This is a genomic window from Psychrobacter sp. Marseille-P5312 (genome assembly GCF_900291405.1).
Classification (GTDB): Bacteria; Pseudomonadota; Gammaproteobacteria; order Pseudomonadales; family Moraxellaceae; genus Psychrobacter; species Psychrobacter celer.
Window position 1 is genome coordinate 88668 of the sequence record NZ_OLML01000001.1, and the last position, 23045, is coordinate 111712.

Annotated in this window: 16 protein-coding genes and 1 pseudogene; 11 read left to right on the forward strand and 6 right to left on the reverse strand. The window is 48.3% G+C overall.

Annotation, left to right across the window (positions count from 1 at the left end):
• Window positions 1-34 precede the first annotated feature (34 nt).
• Complete coding sequence (prmB, locus tag C6W44_RS00450) at window positions 35-1210, reverse strand: 50S ribosomal protein L3 N(5)-glutamine methyltransferase (RefSeq protein WP_105243790.1); 1176 nt, start codon at window positions 1208-1210, stop codon at window positions 35-37.
• Between the two features lie 368 nt (window positions 1211-1578).
• Here prmB and C6W44_RS00455 point away from each other — a divergent pair, with 368 nt between their 5' ends.
• Window positions 1579-2991: a L,D-transpeptidase family protein gene (locus tag C6W44_RS00455; RefSeq protein ID WP_413772325.1), complete on the forward strand. Its 1413-nt coding sequence runs from the start codon at window positions 1579-1581 to the stop codon at window positions 2989-2991.
• A 152-nt stretch (window positions 2992-3143) separates the two neighbouring features.
• On the opposite strand, the gene C6W44_RS00460 is transcribed toward C6W44_RS00455, so the two are convergent.
• Window positions 3144-3356 carry a hypothetical protein gene (locus C6W44_RS00460; RefSeq protein WP_105243791.1) on the reverse strand — a complete coding sequence of 71 codons (213 nt, stop codon included), beginning with the start codon at window positions 3354-3356 and terminating at the stop codon, window positions 3144-3146.
• A gap of 390 nt (window positions 3357-3746) precedes the next feature.
• Between C6W44_RS00460 and C6W44_RS00465 the strand changes: the two genes are divergently transcribed.
• The 6 genes and pseudogenes from C6W44_RS00465 (at window position 3747) to C6W44_RS00490 (ending at window position 12472) form a co-directional block, all read left to right on the forward strand.
• On the forward strand, window positions 3747-5447 hold the full coding sequence (locus tag C6W44_RS00465; protein ID WP_105243792.1) for a TIGR00341 family protein: 1701 nt from the start codon (window positions 3747-3749) through the stop codon (window positions 5445-5447).
• A gap of 250 nt (window positions 5448-5697) precedes the next feature.
• Window positions 5698-6792 carry a hypothetical protein gene (locus C6W44_RS00470; protein WP_105243793.1) on the forward strand — a complete coding sequence of 365 codons (1095 nt, stop codon included), beginning with the start codon at window positions 5698-5700 and terminating at the stop codon, window positions 6790-6792.
• A 186-nt stretch (window positions 6793-6978) separates the two neighbouring features.
• Window positions 6979-9651: an alanine--tRNA ligase gene (gene alaS / locus C6W44_RS00475; protein WP_105243794.1), complete on the forward strand. Its 2673-nt coding sequence runs from the start codon at window positions 6979-6981 to the stop codon at window positions 9649-9651.
• Between the two features lie 362 nt (window positions 9652-10013).
• The gene (locus tag C6W44_RS00480; protein WP_105243795.1) at window positions 10014-11300 is read left to right on the forward strand and encodes an aspartate kinase; all 1287 of its coding nucleotides are present in this window, start codon (window positions 10014-10016) and stop codon (window positions 11298-11300) included.
• 398 nt (window positions 11301-11698) lie between these two features.
• Window positions 11699-11866, forward strand: a pseudogene (gene csrA / locus C6W44_RS00485) (carbon storage regulator CsrA); the annotation flags it as partial.
• Window positions 11867-12097: 231 nt separating this feature from the next.
• The gene (locus C6W44_RS00490; protein ID WP_075101716.1) at window positions 12098-12472 is read left to right on the forward strand and encodes a HopJ type III effector protein; all 375 of its coding nucleotides are present in this window, start codon (window positions 12098-12100) and stop codon (window positions 12470-12472) included.
• A 141-nt stretch (window positions 12473-12613) separates the two neighbouring features.
• Here C6W44_RS00490 and C6W44_RS00495 read toward each other — a convergent pair whose 3' ends face one another.
• The 3 genes from C6W44_RS00495 to C6W44_RS00505 form a co-directional block, all read right to left on the reverse strand.
• A complete protein-coding gene (locus C6W44_RS00495) occupies window positions 12614-12928 on the reverse strand; it encodes a YeaC family protein (RefSeq protein ID WP_105243796.1) in 315 nt (104 codons plus the stop codon).
• Between the two features lie 66 nt (window positions 12929-12994).
• Window positions 12995-13999: an NAD(+) kinase gene (locus C6W44_RS00500; RefSeq protein WP_199774446.1), complete on the reverse strand. Its 1005-nt coding sequence runs from the start codon at window positions 13997-13999 to the stop codon at window positions 12995-12997.
• Window positions 14000-14084: 85 nt separating this feature from the next.
• Window positions 14085-14306 carry a hypothetical protein gene (locus C6W44_RS00505; protein WP_105243797.1) on the reverse strand — a complete coding sequence of 74 codons (222 nt, stop codon included), beginning with the start codon at window positions 14304-14306 and terminating at the stop codon, window positions 14085-14087.
• Between the two features lie 4 nt (window positions 14307-14310).
• Between C6W44_RS00505 and C6W44_RS00510 the strand changes: the two genes are divergently transcribed.
• Window positions 14311-15033 carry a Bax inhibitor-1/YccA family membrane protein gene (locus C6W44_RS00510; RefSeq protein ID WP_075102647.1) on the forward strand — a complete coding sequence of 241 codons (723 nt, stop codon included), beginning with the start codon at window positions 14311-14313 and terminating at the stop codon, window positions 15031-15033.
• Window positions 15034-15127: 94 nt separating this feature from the next.
• Here C6W44_RS00510 and C6W44_RS00515 read toward each other — a convergent pair whose 3' ends face one another.
• Window positions 15128-17914, reverse strand: a complete 2787-nt coding sequence (locus C6W44_RS00515) for a heavy metal translocating P-type ATPase (RefSeq protein WP_105243798.1) — start codon at window positions 17912-17914, stop codon at window positions 15128-15130.
• Window positions 17915-18487: 573 nt separating this feature from the next.
• Here C6W44_RS00515 and mrcB point away from each other — a divergent pair.
• The 3 genes from mrcB (at window position 18488) to prmA (ending at window position 22984) form a co-directional block, all read left to right on the forward strand.
• Window positions 18488-20989, forward strand: a complete 2502-nt coding sequence (mrcB, locus tag C6W44_RS00520; protein ID WP_105246336.1) for a penicillin-binding protein 1B — start codon at window positions 18488-18490, stop codon at window positions 20987-20989.
• Between the two features lie 29 nt (window positions 20990-21018).
• On the forward strand, window positions 21019-21861 hold the full coding sequence (locus C6W44_RS13350; protein WP_227526311.1) for a tetratricopeptide repeat protein: 843 nt from the start codon (window positions 21019-21021) through the stop codon (window positions 21859-21861).
• A 196-nt stretch (window positions 21862-22057) separates the two neighbouring features.
• Complete coding sequence (gene prmA, locus C6W44_RS00530) at window positions 22058-22984, forward strand: 50S ribosomal protein L11 methyltransferase (RefSeq protein WP_105243799.1); 927 nt, start codon at window positions 22058-22060, stop codon at window positions 22982-22984.
• The last annotated feature ends 61 nt before the right edge of the window (window positions 22985-23045 follow it).

The window sequence follows — 23045 nt, forward strand, 5'->3', positions numbered from 1 at the left end:
TTATTTGTCATCTAACAGCACCGCCTACATACGACTACTGCGCGCTATCCAATAACTGCACATAAGCGGCAAACAGCTCGCGGTTTGCCACCAGCTCATCATAAGTCATGGCAAACACTCCATGACCACCACGAGCAAATTTTAACCAGTCAAAACTGATATCAGGATAGGCTTGCTTTAGCGCCCATTCACTATCGCCCACCTCGCAGACCAGCAAGCCTTCAGGGCTCAAATAATCTGGCGCTTCAAATAAGATACGATGTACCAAGTCCAAACCGTCTTGACCCGCTGCCAATGCATGCTCAGGCTCATATAAAAACTCAGGCGGCAAATCAGCCATGATGGCAGCATCGACGTACGGCGGATTGGTGACGATTAGCTCGTATTGGTTTTCAGCAGGTATCTTGGCAAACAAATCTGACTCAATGACATTGATTTGATGACCAAGGTCATGATGATCAACGTTGACCATCGCCACCTCTAGCGCCCCTTTATCGATATCAACTGCATCGACCAGCGCATCGACAAAACGGGTCGCAAGCGCAATGGCAATACAGCCAGAGCCTGTACATAGGTCTAAGATACGCTCAGGCTGTGATAGCTGTTTGACGTCCAAACCATGGTCATAAAATACCGAGGTTTGCTCATTGACATCGACGCCGAGCGGTTTGGCCAGCTCATTGACCTCAAAGTACGGATGAAACTGCTGGCGAATCAGCTCGGCGATGGGCGAGCGCGGGATGAGCACGCGCTCATCGACATAAAACGGTAAATCACAAAAGTACGATAAGTTGATTAAGTAGCTCAGCGGTTTGCGCTCAGCGATACGCTCTTCTAATAAGCTCAGCACCAGCTGCTTTTCTGAAGACGTCAGGCGACAATCGAGGATCTGCTCATTGGCCGACCAGTCCAAAGACAAAGAATGTAAAACGATAGCAGAGGCTTCGGCAAACTCATCCGTGGTGCCTTGAGCGACGACCACATCATAATTGCGCAGCTGGGTGACCGAAAAACGGATAAAATCACGAATACTCACAAGCTGCTCACGTGCTTCTGCAAGCTCAGCATGTAAGTTGGCAAATTGCTCATGCTCACCGAGCAGACCGGTCTCTAAATCATACGCCATATCACCTTCTGCGACCTGCGCGCCCTCTTCATTGAAGTACTGATTTTGAAACGCTTCTGCGCTCATTGTTTGCTCTTCTGACATATCGCACCTTGCTGATTGCATGCTCACGGATAGCATGCGGATGGATTAAATCGCCTGATAATAAAAGCCGATCTACTAAATAAAAATCTCGTTTACCATTATAGACGCAAACCGTAACTTGCGCCAATACTTGCATTTATACTGTCACATTTATCTTTGTTTCTATTTACTTTTATGTATCAGATTGCCTCAGCAGCTTACTTGGCCGTCTACACATTTTCACTATATTATTGCCCAACTGTAGTGAATACGTCAGCAGTTGACGTTTAAACGTCTTAAGATAGAAAAACATGTATCAAAAGTTTGCGAAGCGCCACAATTATGCGCATAATAACCCCATTAGTAGCAACCACAAGTAATGTCATATGATGAAAAAAAAGCCACTTATTACTGCTATCTCAATCGCTATCATTAGCACCAGTGTTAGCGCGTTTGCCGCGCCCGATGAGACCGCACGCACATTGCCAGTACGTACGGCTGAGACCCTACCAAGTCTTGCCCAAAAAGTCAGTCTTGATGTGCAAGAAAACCGGAGTCACGCGATTGAGCCGCGTGCGACTGAGGCGACGTCCAGCGTCAAGCCAAACAAATCCGCCTCAAGCGATAGCATGACGCAGCTGATTGACTCAAAACAAGCCTCAGATGCCGCCCCCAAGGCAAACACGGCTGATAATATGAGTGCCGCCGAGCTGACTTTAAAGGATGAGCAGTCTGAGCGCACAGATGACATCAGTGAAGGCCAAGCCGTTGCTGCGCCCAGCAATATCGATGCTATCGACTCCTCTGACCCGTTGTCTTTTGAGCTACCAGACAACGAAAAACGCCAAGACTTCAGCGACGACCCTACCATCAAAAGCATCGAAGACAAAAACGGTAAGCGCTATACCACGCTAAACTTGTCAAGCTATGCCAAACAAGTCAACAACGCCGTTTGGTCGCCGAACATGAAAGTCAACTCAGCGATGACGATAAAAATGCAGGCACTGCTAGATTGGAACCATGCCTCTCCTGGTCCTATCGATGGTGGCTGGGGCATGAACAGCAAAAAAGCATTGACCAACTTTCAAACCATGAAAGGCTTGCCCGCCACCGGCAGGATGGATCAAAAAACGTGGAATGCCTTAACCAAAAACATCCCCGCCAATAAGCCGGTACTGGTGACTTATACACTGACTGATGACGACATCAAAACCAACTTTGCCACTACACCTGCAGGCTCAGAAGCCAAGTCAAAAATGAAGGGCCTATACTACCAAGACATCAAAGAGATGCTGGCTGAGCGCTTTCATATGGACATTCGCTACTTGGACAAACTCAATAAAAACAAAACCTACAAAGCAGGCGAGACCATCACTGTCCTAAATACCCGCGACCCTCTCAACCAACGTATCAACCGCGTGGTCGCCAACAAAGCCGACAAAACACTGTATGCTTATAATGGTGACAAGCTTGTAGCCACTTATCCTACCACCGTAGGTAGTGACGCCACCCCGTCTCCACAAGGTACCTTCAAAATCATCAATAAGGTCAAGATGCCTTGGTATAAAGCGACTGTCGGTAAAGGCTCGCAGAAAAAAGTACACATGCTGCCACCAGGCCCAAACAACCCAGTCGGCGTCGTATGGATGGGTCTGTCTAAGCCATCATATGGTCTACATGGCTCACCAAAGCCTGAAGGCATCAGCCGTCAAGCATCAGCAGGCTGTGTGCGTTTGACCAACTGGGATGTGCTCGAGGTATATGCCAATATCGAAAATGGCGCAACCGTCGAGTTAAAATAACTGTTTAACTGGTATTGTATACGCCAAAAAAAAGACCTTGCTTGCAAGGTCTTTTTTTTGGCGTATATAAAACAAGAGGCGTAAAGCAGTGGTTAGGTATAGGTTTGGTGCAAATCCAAAAACAGAAAGTCACCCATTCAGCTAAGATGCGATTACGTATTATAGCCTTCCTCATTACCCGTGATGCTGCCGACTTTTTTGGTAAAAAACAAACCTGCAGGAATAGAGAGCAAAAGACCGGCGACGACCGCGATTTGTACATGCGGAATTTGATTAAAACCTGTCACCAAAGCACCAATGATAAAGACACCGACTGTCACGGTCGCAGCGATTGAGTAAATAACAGAGAATAATGGCCAATTCATGAATTACTCCTTACTTTTTTTGTGGGTATAACTCCTTTATACACTAAATCCACAAAAAAAGTAAGTATTTCTCGCAAACCTTCAGGCCAGTTATAGCAAGTAACAACGGGCAAAGACCTTGCTATTATTAAGGTTTTTATAATAAACCTCTTTATCATTATTGCTACATCATTTTCATACTACCGATTTTTCCTATTGCCGCGTCTCTGACTGAGTCCGCCGTCCGTAGTTCATAGCCATCAACCGTGTTGCGCTAAATAACCACCCATTACTACCTTCGGTGCTGCCTGCTCGGATGCTGCTCGATGACGACTCGCAAAAAACCCACACATCTGCGGCCATTTATCATTACAATAACGAGTGTCTTTTTTTGATAGAAAGCTACCTATTATGACGTCTGTTGATAAACAAAAAGCCCACCACTCATCCAGCCACACCGCTGATACAACGGCACCATCTCGCACCGATGAAAGCTTAGAGACGCCAACGACCAAGACAGACACTGATGTCGAACCTACTGTCACTGATGATGCCGAAATAGAAAATAGCACTGATAACAGTAGATGTGATAACGATGACGATATAGCATGTGCCAAACCTCCTGAGTCTAAGATTAGCATGGAGTCCATCGCACCTGATGTCGTCGTTGCGACCTTAGAGACCACGGACCCCGATGCACCATCAGCAAACGACCAGCCAACCTCAGAATCAGAGCCTTTAAACCCTGATGCTGATGCTGAGCAAACGCCGACACAAACAGCCGAGCAAGCCTCTACACCCGTATCTCAGCAACAGACAGATACTAATGCCCCTGACCAAGAATATGATAAAGAAAATGACCAAGGACACGATAACAGCGAAGTAAAGGAGGAGCAGCAAAACCCAGAGAATGCTGAGCAACAAACCAAAACTACCGACGCAGAGCAGCTAAAAGCGAGCAAAACAACAGACAAGCCAGCAACAGATGATAGCGACCAGCAAGAAGATGAGATAAAAGAAGAAAAAGAAGCCAAACTAGAGTCTTATAAGCAGTTTGCAGCGGAGCAGTTTAGCAACCAAAAAGTCGACTATCCTGAGGTACGGGTAAAGATAGAGGCCAACGCCCTGCCCAGCAGGATGTATTTTATCATGAATATTCTCTCAGCCATCATTGCCAGCTATGGGCTGGTGACCAACTCAGCTGCGGTGGTGATTGGTGCGATGCTGGTGGCTATGATGCTCGGGCCCATCACGGGCGTGGCATTGGCCATTATCGACCACCGGATGCCGCTGCTGCGTAAATCGCTGATTACGGTACTTTTGGGCATTACTTTGGTGTTGATAGTTGGTTTCATCGTCGGCTGGCTGCACAAAGACCAACCTCTCACCGCCGAGATTTTATCGCGTACGCAGCCAACTTCTATGGATTTGATGATTGCCTTAGCAGGTGGCACAGCCGGCGCTTATGCCATGGTATCCCCGCATCTTTCGGTTGCCGTTGTTGGGGTGGCGGTGGCGACTGCTTTGGTACCACCACTGGCCGCCAGCGGGATTTTGTTTGCCAATGGTGAGATGCAGCTAGGCTTTGGCGCGCTGTTACTGGCAGTGACCAACATCATTGCGATTCAGTTTACCAACGCCTTAGTGCTGTGGGTGCTTGGGTTTCGGCGACTGGTCGATGACGACTACAAGTCCAGCAACTACCTGACTTTTTTGCAGCGTAACGCGGTGACGTTGTTATTGTTAGGCGGCCTCGGTACCTATCTAACCATCAACCTACAAACCAACGCCAAGCAGCAAGTGTTTGAAAGCAGTGTCAAGGAAGCCATCAATCGCTATTTTATTGATAAAGGCAACGTGCTGACCAACACTCAGTTTGATAGCACTGAGCAAAACCAAGTGGTCCGCGCTGTCATCCGCGGTGAGACGACACCGAGCGCTTATGACGTGCAGCAAATAGAAACCCGCATCACCCAAGATATGGCAAAAAACTTCCCTGATTATCTGCCGATAAAACTCCAGCTGCGTTACCTACCCGTACAGGTCATTGAGTCCAATCCGCTGACACAAGACAAACTCGACAAAACAGATGCCGCGATTTTGACCAATTAACGCTGAGGGCGTGTAAATCAAACGTATCGGCTGTACTCGATTGCTGACCTCCCAATGCCGTGTTAGTATCTAGGCTTTTTTTTACAGCCTTACTGCCATGCTCTTGTTGTCTGACGCGCAGTCGTCTGTCAATAAAGCATTGAATACTATACTTTGCGCCGCAGCAACAACTCAGGCAGATTAGCCTCACCAACCTAAACTTCAGGAACTTCAGGAACTTCAGGAACTTCAGGGATAGGAGTACATCATAGTGAACAAACAATCTTGGCAAATAGCCGCAGCCTATATGTCAGTAGTCGTTGGCGGTGGTTTTGCCTCTGGCCAAGAAGTCCTTCAGTTTTTTACCGGCTACGGGATGGCAAGTGTTATTGGCACACTGGTTAGTGCCGCGCTGTTTGCTTTTTTGGGTATGCAAATTGCGCGTATGAGCTCAAATATGCAGGCCAACTCACACAAAAAAGTACTGTATACCTTATTTGGTACGCGCGCTGGGTTGGTTGTGGATGTGGTGTTATCATTCTTTTTATTTGGTGTGGGCGTGGTCATGCTGGCTGGTAGTGGTTCCATCTTTACGCAGCAGTACGGTTGGCCACCTCTGGTAGGCAGTGTTTTTATGACGGTACTGGTCGTCGCCACACTCTGCTTAAAAGTAAAAGGCATTATCAGGCTAATCAGTATCATCATGCCTGTGCTGCTGCTATTGATATTGGCGATTACCACCTACTCATTTTTTAACAGCACCGCCTCAAGTGAGACGCTAAATAAGGTAGCGCAAGAAATACCTACTATCAGCTCAGACTGGCCGATCTCAAATTGGTTTTTTGGGGCGGTGCTTTATGCCTCATTTAATATCGCGGTTGGCTTTCCTATGCTGGTAGTCATTGGCGGTATGACTCGCTCCGAAAAAACAGCAGCCAGCGGTGGCGCGATGGGCGGGCTCGGCTTGGGCTTGTTAGTATTTTTACTCAATATTGGCCTTTTCGCTAACATCGACACACTCATCGGTGTTGAGATGCTTACTCTAGAACTGGCTTCAAACATCTCACCCGTGTTGGCGATCATCATGTCAGCGACGCTCATTTGTATGATATACAGCACCGCCGTGGGTATGTTTTTTGCCTTTAGTACCCGCTTTGCAACACCAGAGACAAACCGCTTCAAAGCACTTAGCGCGTTTTTTGCTATCGTGGGTCTTGGTTTAAGCCAACTCGGCTTTAGCACACTCATTGGCACCGTGTATCCCATGCTGGGCATTATTGGTCTCATCATGATCGTGGCTATTATTTGGGTATGGGTTCGCAACCGCACACAGCCAATACAAGCGCAAGCTCAAACATCAAGTTAGCAGTTGAACGACTCATGCCGTCATTTGCGGTAAGACGTTCACGCTGATTGTTTGTAAATGAAAGCCTCATTGACCTTGGCACAATACCCCAACAGTGATAACTCTTATACCAAGAGCTTGGGCGTTTGTGCTAAAATCGCTTGCAAAATTATTTTACTCAATTCTATCCGTCAGTAAGGAGCCGCTGTGAGCCAGCCATCTCAAACAGCCGATATTCGCCAAGCCTTTATCGATTTTTTTATCAGCAAGCAGCATACCCAAGTGTCATCGTCTAGCTTGATTCCGCACAATGACCCGACATTGTTATTTACCAACGCGGGTATGAATCAGTTTAAAGAAACCTTTTTGGGCATGGAAACGCGCGACTATACGCGTGCGGTGACCTCGCAAAAATGTGTACGGGCTGGCGGCAAACACAATGATTTGGACAACGTAGGCTATACCGCGCGCCACCATACGTTTTTTGAGATGCTCGGTAACTTCTCGTTTGGCGATTACTTCAAAAAATCTGGTATCGAATATATCTGGGAGTTTTTGACCTCAGATAAGTGGTTAGCCATTGATAAAGACCGTCTGTATGTGACCATTTACGAAACGGATGATGAAGCGTTTGATATTTGGCACCATGACATCGGCATCCCAAGCGACCGTATTATCCGCATCGGTGATAATAAAGGTGCGCCTTATGCGTCTGATAACTTTTGGACGATGGGCGACACCGGTCCTTGTGGCCCATGTACTGAGGTCTTTTATGATCATGGTGCCGATGTCGAAGGCGGCCTGCCGGGTACGCCTGAAGAAGACGGCGATCGCTATATCGAGATTTGGAACTGCGTCTTTATGCAGTTTAATCGCCAAAAAGACGGCACCATGTTGCCGCTGCCTGCGCCAAGCGTCGATACGGGCATGGGGCTTGAGCGTATCAGCGCCATTATGCAAGGCGTCCATAGCAACTATGAGATAGATCTATTTGTACATCTAATGGAGGCAGCGGCTGAGATTTTAGAGATTGACAATCAGCAGCAGTCATCACTCAAAGTCATCGCCGACCACATCCGTGCAGTGGCGTTTTTGATTGCAGATGGCGTCACACCAAGCAACGAAGGCCGCGGTTATGTACTGCGCCGTGTCATTCGCCGCGCGGTACGTCATGGCAACAAACTGGGCGCTGATAGTGAATTTTTCTATAAAATGGTCGCGCCTTTAGTGGCAGAGATGGGCGACGCTTATCCCGAGCTAAAAGACAAACAAAGCGAGATTGAGAGCGCCATTCAAAAAGAAGAAGCGCAGTTTGCTAAGACACTCGCGCAAGGTCTGCGCCTGCTCGCCTCTGAGCTTGAAGGCCTAAAAGATGGTGATATCCTCTCTGGCGAAGCGGCGTTTAAGCTTTATGATACCTACGGCTTCCCGCTTGATTTGACAGCTGACATCACACGCGAGCGCGGTATCGCCATCGATGAGGCTGAGTTCGATGAGCACATGCAAGCACAGCGCGAGCGGGCTCGTGATGCTGGTAAGTTTGATGTGGACTATAGCAGCGTCATTCAAGTTGAGAGTCCTACTGAATTTATTGGTTATGAACAGCTAGAAGAAGATGGCGTGAGCATCGATGCCCTTTATCAAGATGGCAACCCTGCTGAGCGTTTGGCTGAAGGGATGGAAGGCGTCGTGGTCCTAGATCGCACCCCGTTTTATGCTGAAGGCGGTGGTCAAGTCGGTGAGCTGGGCGAAATCCACACTGCAACGGGCGTGTTTGCCGTACAAGACACCAAAAAATCTGGGCAAGCCATCATTCATCATGGCGTGGTGACCATGGGCGAGATTTGTAGCAAACAAACCGCCAATGCTCAAGTGCTCTCAAGCATCCGCGCGGCGAGTGCCAAAAACCACTCAGCCACTCACCTATTGCACGCAGCCCTAAGAGAAGTGCTGGGCGATGCGGTCACCCAAAAAGGCTCATTGGTATCCAGTGAGGTTTTGCGTTTTGACTTTGCTTACGACAAACCTGTCACGCCCGATGAGATTAGCCGTATTGAGCGCCTCGTCAATGAGCAAATTCAAGCCAACACCCCGACCCGTATCGAGCATATGTCCATCGATGAAGCCATGAACCAAGGGGCGATGGCGCTGTTTGGCGAAAAGTATGGCAGTGACGTCCGTGTATTGACGATGGGCACAGAGCGCATCGTAGATGGTCAGCGCAAGCCTTTCTCTATCGAGCTGTGCGGCGGTCTGCATGTGCAGCGCACCGGTGATATAGGCCTACTCAAAATCACCAGTGAATCTGGTATCGCCGCTGGTATCCGCCGTATTGAAGCCGTCACTGGCATGAACGCCATCAAAAACATACAGCAAGGCGAGCAGCAACTCAGCGAGCTGGCAAGTCAGCTAAAAGCCAAGCGCCCTGACGTGGCACAGCGTGTACGTACGATGGTCGACAAGCAGCGCGAGCTAGAAAAAGAGCTTGAGCGTTTGCAGCAAAAGATGGCCAGTGCCCAAGCAGCCAACCTACTCGATGAAGTACAGACCATCGCAGACACGCCTGTACTCATCAGCACCCTAAGCGGTATCGATGGCAAATCCATCCGTACCCTGATGGATGATATCAAATCCAAACTGCCAGATAGCGTCATTGTCCTGATCGGTGATAAAAACGAGCAATTGGCATTGGCCGCCAGTGTGGCAAAATCTGTCACCGCCAAGATAAAAGCGGGCGATATTATTCGTCATCTAGCAGGCGAGCTGGGCGGTAAAGGTGGCGGCAAGCCTGACTATGCGCAAGGCGGCGCACCAAAATCTGACAGTGCAAAAGCCGTCATCGACGCACTACCCGCTTGGATTGCCGAGCAGTTAGGTTAGGGCATCTCGGGCATAGCGCTGGGACGAAAACCCAAGCGCTACCTGACCCAAATGCGATCCAGCCTAAATGCTATCTGAGTGTCATAGAGCAATCCTTATCGCATGATGCGGGTTGGTTATGGCCTTCATAACCAATCGCCATGCATCTAAGCACTGCTGGCACTTAACGTTGCTTAGCAGATATGATATAAAGGTCAACGTTTGAACATATCGTTCATTCACTTGCTCAGCAGCACAACATAGCAAACAGCATAGGGCGCAACTCTTATAATACGGCTTTATCTATGCAGACATTGATTGGGCGTCACATAGATGCACAGCGATGATAAAAAAGGCCATTATTGAATAATAGGTAGATTTTTATGGCGTTAATAGTACAAAAATATGGCGGCACCTCGATGGGTAGTATCGACCGCATAAAAAACGTCGCCAAACGAGTCAAACGCTGGCATGATAACGGTCACCAAGTGGTCGTCGTAGTCTCAGCCATGAGCGGCGAAACCAACCGTTTGATCGATTTGGCACGCCAAATCAGTACCCAACCTGACCCACGTGAATACGACCAAATGGTCTCAACAGGTGAGCAAGTCTCCATCTCATTGCTTGCGATGGCGCTAAAAGATCTGGGCGTGGGGGCGCGCTCATTGACGGGTCGCCAAGTGGCGATTAAAACCGATAACGCGTATAACAAAGCCCGTATCGAGAGCATTGATGACGAAAACATCCGCGAACAGCTCGATGCTGGCAATGTCGTCATCGTCGCAGGCTTTCAGGGCATCGACGCAGAAGGCAACGCCACCACCCTAGGCCGCGGTGGCTCTGATACTACCGGCGTGGCGATTGCAGCAGCACTAGGCGCTGATGAGTGTCAAATCTATACCGACGTCGATGGCGTCTATACCACAGATCCACGCGTGACCTCAAAAGCCAAAAAGCTTGAAAAAATTACCTTTGAAGAAATGCTTGAGATGGCAAGCCTTGGCTCCAAAATCCTACAGATTCGTTCGGTAGAGTTTGCTGGTAAATATGGCGTGCCGCTGCGTGTGCTATCTAGCTTTGATGAAAATACTGACGGTAGCTTTGACCAAGAATTTCAAGACAATGTCGGCACCCTAATTACGATAGACGAAGGAGACAGTATGGAACAGGCAATCATCTCAGGTATCGCCTTTAACCGAGACGAAGCAAAAATTGTAGTGCGCGGCGTACCTGATCACCCTGGTATTGCCTCTGCTATTTTAAGCCCGATTGGACGTGCCAATATCGAAATCGATATGATTGTACAAAACCTATCGGATCAAGGTACCACTGACTTCACCTTTACCGTCAACCGTACTGACTTAGACAAAGCCATGAAAGTGCTAAACGACGAAGTCAAAGACGACATCGGTGCCAAAGAAATTTTGGGTAACAGTGAAGTGGTCAAAGTATCTTTGGTCGGTGTGGGCATGCGCTCACACGCAGGGGTTGCAAGCCTGATGTTCCAAACCTTGGCCGAGCACAACATCAACATTCAGATGATCTCGACCAGTGAAATCAAAGTCTCTGTCTTGATTCAAGATCAGCATCTAGAAAAAGCGGTCAAATCATTGCATACAGCGTTCGGTCTAGACCGTGACGATGGCGATAGCAAAGTCGCTGGGCTATAATTTATAATTGATATCACCATTATTGATGAAACTGTCATTGATTTTAAACCATTAAACCTATCAACTTAGCATCAACAGTTATCAATTAAATCAGTATCAATTACTTTGTCTAATATATTTAATAAAATAGGGTCTTTTTAGATCCTATTTTTATTTTTTATTATTACTAGGCTGCGTATTTACCCAGTAGTTTTGTGAAAACCCGTGACAGTAACTGTTATGCCCCCTATAATGGGGGCTTCATTTGGGCTAAATGAATCTACCTATCATCGCCGTTATTGGCACAATCATTATGTTGTGATCAACACATGGTTTGTTTTGTGCTGCGGCGATGTCCTGCAATCGAGAAGTAATCTGATGAGTAATAATTTGTTGATGCGACATAAGGAGTGTGACGCATGTTAATTTTGACACGCCGCGTGGGCGAAACGCTAATGATTGGTGATGAGGTCAGTGTGACTGTCCTTGGTGTCAAAGGCAATCAAGTACGTATCGGTGTAAACGCACCCAAAGATATTGCCGTACACCGCGAAGAGATTTACCAACGTATTCAGCATGAGCGTTCTGTACAGTCGCAAATGCAGCATCTTGAGCAAGGCAATTTTGCGCCTTCATTTGATGACGAAGACTATTTTAATCGTTGAGCGATAAAACTGAACGATTAATCACGAATAATCATTGAGCATCTACTAGAAGTGTGTTTTTATAAATACGCTGCGTTTTTAGAAGTACTGTCGTTTTTATAACTATATAATCTAATAGGTTTATTTTTTAATCTGCTCTGAGGTCATTTATTTATGAGTATCCGCCAATCAGATGTATCGGCCCTACTTAATGGTTTGGACAAAAAAGCCATTGGATTCAATGATGTCATCAGTTTTATTGATGATTTTTATCGTTATGCGCCAGCGCCTTTTGTCAACGGTATGGTACATAATGCTGCTGGTGAAAACGAAGGCAGTGCCAAGATTTTTGGGTTTGCCAAGCATCATGGCCTAAACCAATTAGACACGCTAAAACTGTTTGGCGAGCATTATGCCAAAGTCCTAGCGACGCCTAACGGCACAGATCATGCCAATATTCGCAACTTTTTACATTGGGGCTGGCAAGGGTTTTTGATGCAAAAAAACCCACTAACGGTTCGCCCTAGTGTGGATACCACTGCACTTTAAAACCTAATCTATCAATCCAAAAAAAGCCACGCTCATGAGCGTGGCTTTTTACTGTGTGCTCCTCAGTCAACTCAATACGAAGATAACTTCAATACTCAATACACAATCAACTGAGCGCTTATTTTGCTTATCACGGTCTGTTTACTGCTTATTGCGAAACTTCACAGGCTGTACCGCGCCTTTGGGATTGGGCATGTTTGGATAGTGATGCTCATGCTCGACATCACACTCTGCCCCAACGACTGAGCCATCGTCTTTTACTGGCTTATGAATATAGCCGGTACGCTCAGAGGGCGGCAGATGCTCGTGCTCCCATACCATCACCGCTTGCATGCAAGTCTCGCGCTGCTCCGCGCTTAGCTTACGACCATCTGGCCATTTACCCAGCTCAATCGCCATACGAAACTTATCGACCACCTCTGGCGTCAAACTCGCTAATATCGTTTTTTTATCCATCGTGCCTACTCTCACTATGTCTGACTGTGTTTTTTATCATCTAAGATATTTGTGTCTTAAAAACGCTTATTCATCGTCTATGATATCATCATCGACATCCATACTGAATTCTTCAGCATGGACGTTCCAGTGTAGCTTGGTGCGACATGCCTCATAAAAATCAAAACCTGGCGGGTGCAGTAGCGTCAATTTGTCGGGGTGCTTACGGATATATAGGCGCTGCTCTTGATCTAAGGGTACGCTTGGCTTGCCATCTGCGCTCACCATCGGCTGGGTGCGGTTGTCTTCATGTATGCGAATACACACCTCACTGTTTCCGCTCACCATAATCGGCCTGCTCGAGAGCGTATGAGGATGCATGGGCACCAGACAAATGGCATCCATACTGGGATGGATGATAGGGCCACCGCCTGATAGCGCATAGGCTGTAGAGCCGGTAGGCGTCGCCGCGATCAAGCCATCACTATGCTGCCGATAGACATCTTGACCATCGATTTTCATCTGAAAGTCGATCATGTGGACTGACTTACCGGCATGCAGCACCACGTCGTTGAGTGCCATGTCTTCATGAATGATGTTGCGCCCTTCTCGTATCTCCATGGTCAATAAAAACCGATGATCCAGCTGATAATTACCCATCAGTACTTGGCGCAGTTTAAAGGCCGCCTCGTCCGGCTTTACGTCCGCCAAAAACCCAAGGCGACCGCGGTTGACCCCAAGAACAGGCACACGGTAGCGTGCCAACGCCTCGGCCGCATGCAGGATAGAGCCATCCCCACCGACGACGATGACCAAATCACAAATCTCGCCGATCAAGCTGCGTTTGACGATTTTGACTTTTTCGATTTCGGTAAGGTTTAACGTCGGTAAGTTGGCGGTTTGCATATCCATGATCAACGTCAAGTTCATGTCATTGATGGTTTGGGCAATTTGCACCAGACTTTGGGTCACACTGCGCTTGCCGGCACGCCCCATGAGGCCAATACGCCGAAAAGCTGGGTTTTTGATGGCGTGGAACAGCTCGGATTCGTGTAAATGTGGCAATCTTGCAGACTGCGCTGAGTTTTCCATAAAAAGACTCGGTATAACGGTAAAATACCAGCTCATGATAGCGAGAAATACGTGCTTAGACTAGCATGTTTATGCATTATCGTTGTTAACAGTCGTAATCGACCCCAGATAAAAACCAGTGCACGCTACCACTAGATGAGTTTGTAGCTGCGCTTGTTTGGCTACCAAAATGCCGCCACTGCTGGGTGTAGATCAGCGCTTTATAACGCCGCGCAGCCTTGCTTTTCATCACGCAAACACAGTTGACAATGATGGCGGTTTTGCTAAAGTAGCTGACATTACTATTTTTATATTTAATTAAGGACATATGTATGGCCAATCCTATTGTCAGTCGCGCAGAGCTTGCGATCGGCGGTAACCCAATGACGGTCAAGGGCGTGATTCAAAAGACCAGTCTGCTACTCGGGTTATCTGCCATCACTGGTGTGGGTTTTTTCTTTTATGCACTGATGGCAGGCCTATCACAAGGCTTTATCACGATGGCAGCCATGGTAAGTATGTTTGCCGCGTTTGGTCTTGCCATTTTTATCACCTTTAAACCACAAAAAGCCAAGACGTTTGCTGTCCCTTATGCTCTGTTAGAGGGTGTGTTTTTGGGCGGTATCTCGCTGTTTTTTATGCGCATGTACCCAAGCGTGCCGGTCACGGCAATGTGTGCGACATTTGTGACGGCAGCTGTGATGTTGGGGCTATACCGCTCAGGGCTGGTAAAGGTCACTGAAAAGTTCCGCTCTATCGTCACCTCAGCGGTCATTGCCATTATGCTTGTCTATGTCGCGCAGTGGGTGTTGTCGTTGGTATTTGGCTCGACCTTGCCTTTCTTGTTTGAGGGCGGCGCTATCGCTATTGGTTTTAGCTTATTTGTCATCGTCATTGCTTCTTTTACCTTGCTACTAGACTTCGATAATATCGATCGCGGTGTGGCTATGGGCGTATCAGAGGATTACGAGTGGTTATTTAGTATCGGCATTCTTGCCACGCTAGTCTGGATGTACATTGAGTTTATGCGCTTATTAAGCTACCTACAAGACTAAATGATACATACCGCTATCACATGAACAAAAACCGCCTTGGCTAAGGCGGTTTTTTTATGCATAAGCTGATAGAGTCCCAGTGACTCGGTGGCAGCTACGCGCGTTTTAGCCGCAGGGCGTTTAACACCACAAATAAAGAGCTAAGCGACATGCCAATGGCCGCTAACCATGGCGGTACATAACCGAGCGCCGCTGGTATCAGCACACTGCCATTATAAATAATTGCCCAGCGAAAGTTTTGTTTGATGATGCGTTCGGTTTTATCAGCGATACGCTTGGCTGCGGTAATGGCTTCGATTTGACCGTCCAAAATAATACTATCACTTGATACCTGTGCTAAGTCTGCCGCGCCTGCTATCGAGGTTGACACATCGGCAGCAGCAAGCACTGGCGCATCATTGATGCCATCTCCGACCATCAGTACCACCGCCCCTTGTGCCTGTAGGCTTTGGATATGATCGACCTTATCTGTCGGCGACAAACCATTGTAGGCGGCCTGCATGCCCAAACTCTCAGCCATACGCAGCGCTTGCGGGCTTGGGTCACCTGTCAGCATGACAGATTCGATACCCAAATCCTTTAACGCATCGAGCATCGGCTTGGCACTATCACGCACTTTGTCATTAAAATAAAAGCAGGCCAACGCTTGCCATGACGCACCCGCACTTTGCTGACAAGACAACACCACCGCCGAGCTTGCGCGCTCAGCCACCAAGTCAATATGTCGCCCATGATCTGTACTGTCTAAGGCAAAATCCACATGACCAATACGATAGCGCACATCATCAATCACCGCCTCGACGCCGCCTGCAGGATAGTACTGCAACAACTGAGTGGTAGGCAGATGCAACTGATACGCTGCGGTCAACAGCGCATGGGCAATCGGGTGACGGCTACCGACTTCTAAGGCGGCGGCTATCGCCAGCACTTTGTCTTTCTGCTCAGTGCGCGTCTGCCCTGCTTGCTCGCTGTCTGGCAACAGAGTCATCAGCTCAATATTTAATAAGTTAGGCTTACCGTACGTCAGGGTACCTGTTTTATCAAACGCCACATGAGTAATCTCTGCAAGCGTCTGTAGCGTATGTCCACGCGTGGTCAAAAACCCATAGCTTGCCAAACGGTTGGTCGAAACCGTTAAGGCAATAGGCGTGGCCAAAGATAGCGCGCAAGGACAAGTCGCCACTAACACCGCAACCGTTGCCCAAATCGCTTGGCTAGGATCGACGATATACCAGCCGACAAACACCAATACCGACAGTACTAAGATACGCGCCACAAACCAGCGTGCCAGCTTATCTGCCTGCTGAGCAAGCTTGGGTTTTTCGCTCATGGCGCGGTTCATCAGTCTATCGATCAAGCCGATTTGGCTGTCTTTTGGCAAGGCGGTAATCAACATCTCAAACGGCTGACTGTCATTTTGTGCGCCGCCGACGATATAGTCGCCTTGCGTTTTGAGAATCAAATCGCCCTCACCGGTCAACAAACTCTGCGAGACGGTGGCTGTCTGACTGAGCAATATCCCATCACTGATGATCTCAGAACCTGCCTCTACCAGAATAATATCGCCCACTTGCAAGCTATGCGCGGTGACCATCTGCTTGTCTTCTGTATCGTATGCAGCGTTTGCGCGCTGTGCTTGCCACGCTTGCGCGATGCACACTGTCAGCTTCTGCAGACTGGTATCCATACTTTGGGTAAAGTCCGCGATGGCGTCTGATGCGCCGCCTGTGTCTTTTTGGGCCGCTGCTATGCTCGCGTCACCAAGTTTAGCAGCACTCGAGGGGTTTCTCGCGCCATCTTGTATCGAGGGGCTTTGCTCAAAATGCTGTAATATCTGTGCAGCGGCATCCTTGTTTTCAGCAATTTTTTGTACCAATACCGGCTCAACCACCACCAAGTCATTGGCCATGGTCGCCGCTTTTAGGCGAGCATTATGCTCGATATAACGCCCCGCCAATAAAAAGAAAATAAACATACTGACCGAATCATAGTATGTCTCACCTTGCCCAGTGACGGTGGCGTACAGACTGGCAAAAAAAGTGACAACCAGTGCGATACTGACGGGCACATCCATATTCACCTGACGGGCGCGAATCGCAGACCATGCCGAGGTAAAAAACGGAATACCTGCATAAAAGAAAACCGGCGTACTGACAAACAACGACACCCAGCGCAAAAAATCACGCTGAAATATCAGCATATCGCTGTATTCTCCAAAGTAAATCGCAACGGCATACATCATCGCTTGCATCGAGCCCAGCGCTGCAATACCCAAGCGCAGGAGCATTTGATTGTTATGACGTGCCAGCATCGCCTCGTGAGTGTCTTGACGGTATGGCTTGGCTTCGTAGCCGATCTCGTTGATGACTGCCAAAATACGGCTGATCGGTAGGCGGCTTTCATTCCATATCACACGCATGCGCTGGTTGGTCAAGTTGACTTGGCATTTGCTAATGCCCTCTAGCTCATCTAAGCGCGACTCAATCAGCCAAGTACAGGCGGCGCAGCGCAGGTTGTTGACCGACAGCTCAGCCACCGACATACCGTCTTGTGCGTAGACAAATTGTGATTTGATCTCTTCATGATCATAGGCTTCAAGACGCGTCAACTGCGTAGGTAGGCTGGCAGTGCGGTTGATCTCTGAACGGTCCAAATAATACTGCTCAAGCCCAGCCTCTACGATGCTCTCAGAGGCAAGCTGACACCCCATACAGCACATTTCACGCGATTGGCCCAATATCTCAGTATAAAATGGCGGCTCAGGCACAGGGTCTCCGCAGTGAAAACAGTGGCCTGCAAGAGGCAACACCAAACCTTCGGTGATAGAGCTATCTTCATAGCGTTGACTGGTAGATGCCGTTTGTGATGGAACACTAGACATAATCACCCTTATTTCCTTTAGACAGGTTTGCTCGAACCTTATTTGCTTTAAATTTGCGTTACATAAACTGACTAGGTCGTGTCTGCATTGTAAATAAGTAGGCCACGCTGCCGCGGATTCATAAAAATTACATCATGGTCGCCTAGACAAACTGCTATCGTGTGTTAGCAGCTGACATGCTCTTTAGACTGCCCGTAACATTCTGCTGGTGACGAGGGTATAACCTGTATCAGCTTAGTGTCTATTAGCTTAGAATCTATAGTCAGTTCAAAACAAAACTGCCATAAGTTCCAAAGCGCTACTAGGATGAATTTTTCGCCGCCTCTTTATATACAGAACGCAAGGAAATTTATACCAGTAGCGCTATAACATTTTTAAATTGAATCTACTATAACAACTTAGAATCACTGTGCAGTTTGACTATCGATTATACTATAAGCAGCTCCCTCAAGCAGCGGTAACTACTGACCGCTAAATACCCATGAATACTGTCGTTGACGATGATAGATTGAAAAAGTTGTCAATTTGCGTCATTATGAGGCAGTTTTTTTATCCCAAAACGGTGCGACATCAGTGCAAAAATCCAATTTTAAGCGATCCACTCTCACTTTGCCTCAGTCTTCTAGACCTGCTATCGGCACGCTGCCTTCACAGCAGCGTGGTATCGTCTTTAGTAGTCTGATTTTACTTGTTATCATCGCAGGCATGGTGTTGTTGGCGCTCTATTTGATCAAACTTGATCGCACTATTACTCATAAATTTGAGGGTAAGCGCTGGGATATTCCGGCCAAAGTCTACTCGCAGCCGCTTGAGCTATATCAAGGGGCAAATGTCGATCGCGAAACGATGAAGACCTGGCTTGAGCTGCTCAATTATCAAAGCAACAAATCCTATGATCGCACAGGGACTTATCACCGCTCGGGCAATACTTATTTTATTCACACTCGCGGCTTTACCTACAGTGCCAATGACAAAGACGCCGAGCAAGTCATTAAAATGACCATCTCAGGCAATAAGATTGCGTCTATTCAAAGCACACTGCCGGCCAAAAGTGGCATCATTCGTTTGGAGCCAGTAAATATCGGCGGCATCTATCCTGACAGCAACGAAGATCGCTTGGTGGTGTCGTTAGATGAAGTGCCGCAGCCATTGATTGATGCGCTGATTGCCACCGAAGATCGGGCGTTTTATGAGCATAAAGGGGTCTCGATACGCGGTATCGCGCGCGCCGTGCTCAATAACTTCTCTGGCGGCTCGATGCAAGGCGGCTCGACCATCACCCAGCAGCTTATCAAAAACTTTTATCTCAACTCAGATCGCACGCTCAAACGTAAAGCCAACGAAGCGTTGATGGCGGTTTTATTGGAGCTGCACTACAGCAAAGATGAGATTTTGCAGACGTATCTTAATGAGATTTATTTGGGTCAAAACGGCAACCGTTCTATTAACGGCTTTGGGTTGGCATCACAGTTTTATTTTGACAAACCCCTAAAAGAGCTACGTATAGATCAGCAAGCCATGCTGGTCGGTATGGCAAAAGGCCCTAGTATCTATAATCCGCGCCGTCATCCAAACGACTCAAAAGCGCGCCGTGACGTCGTGCTAAACAACATGCTGGCAATGGGTACTTTGAGCCAAGAAGACTACGAAAAAGCTTTGGAGCAGCCGCTGGGCGTGGTGGATAAGCCAGTTGAAGGCAAAAGCCAATTCCCTGACTTTTTAGATATCGTCAAGCGTGAGCTAAATACTGTTTACTATGCTGACGATCTCAAAAACGAAGGTCTGATCATTATCAGTACCTTGGACCCTATTGCTCAGTTGGCCGCTGACAAAGCGGTCGACAAAAAACTGAGCGAGCTGCGCCGTAATAGTAGTAAGACCAAAGATCTGCAAGGCGCTCTGGTTAGTGCCAACCCTGAAACAGGCGAGCTGGTCTCTGTGGTGGGCAGTGGCAGTGAGTTTACAGGCTTTAACCGTGCGGTCGATGCCAAACGTCAGGTCGGCTCTTTATTAAAACCAGTCGTTTATATGACCGCGCTCGAAAGTGGCCGTTATAACTTGGCAAGTCCAGTAGATGATTCGCCGATTACCGTCACCCTAGCCGATGGCACCAAGTGGAGCCCCAAAAACTACTCAAACCGTGATCATGGCTATGTTCCCTTGACTACCGCTCTTGCCAAGTCTTATAACCAAAGCACGGTACGTTTGGGCATGGAGTTTGGTGTCGACACTTTTGCCAGACAGTTGCGTCGTCTGGGTGTACAAGAAAAAATCCCGCCTTACCCTTCAGCATTATTGGGCTCTGTCAATCTAAGCCCCATGGATATGCTTGGTGTTTATCAAGTCTTTGCCACCGGCGGCTTTCGTACGCCCATTCATAGTATTCGTACGGTGATCGACAATCGTGGCCGGATTTTGCAGCGTACGGGGCTAAACACGCAGCGCAGCATTCCGCCTGAGACCAACTTTTTGACCAATTACGCCCTACAACAAGTGGTGTCAAACGGTACGGCCAGACGCGCTCAGTCGCTGGGTAGTCACTTAAATTTGGCGGGCAAGACAGGTACGACCAACAACTATCGCGACGCCTGGTTTGCCGGCTATAGTGGCAACTATGTCAGCGTGGTATGGGTTGGCCGTGATGACAACAAACCTATCGGCTTGAGCGGTGGTACTGGCGCCCTACCCGTTTGGATTGACTACATGAAACGCCTGAAGCTGACGCCCGTGGCGCTACCGGAGCCTGAAGGCATCGAGTGGCTCTGGCTAGAAAACAACTCAGGCAAACTCTCTGATGAGCGCTGTGCTGATGCACGCTATTTACCTGTCTTATCCGCGCACCTACCAAAAGAAGCCAGTGCCTGTGCCCTTGGATTATACCAGCAAGAGCGAGCGCGTGAGCAGCTGCAATGGCAAAGCCAGCAAGGCGTCATCAATCAACAACGTCGCCGCGAAGGTTTGGATATTCCAAATGGCGAAGCGGTCGATTCTGATAATGATGAGGATCAAGCTGACAGCAACGATGCACAAAATCGTGCAGATACATGGTATGACCGCGCTGTTGAATGGTTTTAATATTTTGGTAATTTATAAAGGGGCTCTCTATGCTGTCATTGATCAAACACACTGTCTTAGGTAACCATCGCCTGATGCCAACCTCTATAAGAACCACATTGAGTACCGTCAAGTCCACTCGCCGTTTAGTTTTTTCTGGCGCTGTGATAGGCATGCTGAGTTTGAGCGCTTGTCAAACGGTACCCAGCACGCCTGCTGGTGCGCACACTTCAGCTAAACAGACGCCATCAGGGGCATCAGGCACCGCTAGCACTGCGCGATATGACACGGTCTATCCGGTGACACAAGCCCCCATTGTCAAACAAGACGGCACAGGCAGCGCTGGTGCTTACCCAAAGGACGGCTCTTCTGAGTCAGCAAACCCACTGACAAAAGATACGCCGCAGACCCACCTACCCAGTCAAGATCCCATCGTCAGTCAGCCAGATGTGGTCATTCTCACGCCTTCTCGTGAAGACTATATGATCTCTGAGCCTGCAGCACCCTCACACAATGAGCTGCTAGAGCGCGCTAGAAAAAACTCACAACAACGCGGCCAGAGTACCACGAGCAATAACAGCGACCTGCCTGCATTTCGCAATCTGATGCAAGCGGGTATCAGTCAGCTCAAAGCTGGCAGCCTGACCAATGCCGAAAACAGTTTTACCCGCGCCCAGCGCTTGGCACCCAGATCCTCTGCCGTCTATTTTTATCTGGCACAAGTTGCACTAAAAAAGAACCAACCACGTAAAGCAGAAGCCATGGCGCGCCGCGGCCTTAGCGTGTCGCAAGACGCCAGTCGTAGACGTGCACTATGGCAAGTCATCCTGCAATCAGGGCAAGCTCAGGGTAATGGGCGAGTGATTAACGAAGCAAAACGAGCACTGCGTTAATCTGGCGCCAGCGTATGACCTCAGCAGCTAAGCTAAAAGCACACGCGTAAAATATCGCGAATGAGGTCAAGCCCACCTATCTCAATGGATATCAAGTAGCCATCGTAGCAATACATGAGCTGCTTTTTCACTACTGTTTCTTGTTAAAATACGTATTTATTTTTCTCACTTTTTTCTTTTATTTAAAGGTATCGTTATGGCATGGCAACAACTACATTTACAATGCGAAAAGGCAAACGTTGATTTGGCCGAAGCGCTGCTATTAGAAGCAGGCGCGCTCTCAATCGCGCTCGATGACGCAGGCGATCAACCTTTGTTTGAGCCGTTGCCTGGTGAGTCGCCACTTTGGGACGAGGTTATTTTGACTGGGCTCTTTGATGCGAGCACTGATGACGGCAGTCGGCAGGCCGTCGAGCAGCTAAGCCACGAAATCGCCGCACAAGTACAAGCCAGCCGCATTTGGCTGACCGCTGTCGACGATAAAGACTGGGAACGCGAATGGATGAGCAACTACCAGCCGATAGAATGCGCCAACGATCTTTGGATTGTGCCCAACTGGCTTACGCCGCCGAGCCCTGAAGCGACAAACATCATTATGGACCCAGGTTTGGCGTTTGGTACTGGCTATCATGCCACCACGCGTTTATGCCTCGACTGGCTCACAGAGCAAGACCTGACAGACAAGGTAGTGATTGACTATGGCTGCGGCTCAGGTATTTTGGGCATCGCCGCCTTGCTGCTAGGCGCACGAAAAGTCTACGCTGTCGATATCGATCCACAAGCAGTGCTGGCCACCAATCAAAATGCAGAGCGCAACCAAGTTGGTGATCGTCTGCAAGCATTTTTGCCAGAAGCATTTAATGAATACTGTGCTGAGCATGAAGTTGTGCCAGTCGAAGTACTGGTCGCCAATATTTTGGCAAAACCCCTGATCGGCTTAGCCCCGTACTTTGCTACATTGGTCAAACCCAGCAGCCGTATCGTACTGGCAGGCTTGATTGAATCGCAAACCGACGACGTCGTCGCCGCCTATCAGCCTTACTTTGCTATGGATCCTAAGCATGCTTTTACTGACCAAGAAGACCAGCACTGGCAACGATTATCTGGTACATTTACAGGCTAGCAACATTTAATTACATCTGTTACGATAGAGGGCAGTCAAATGTTATGTATTTGACGCCACT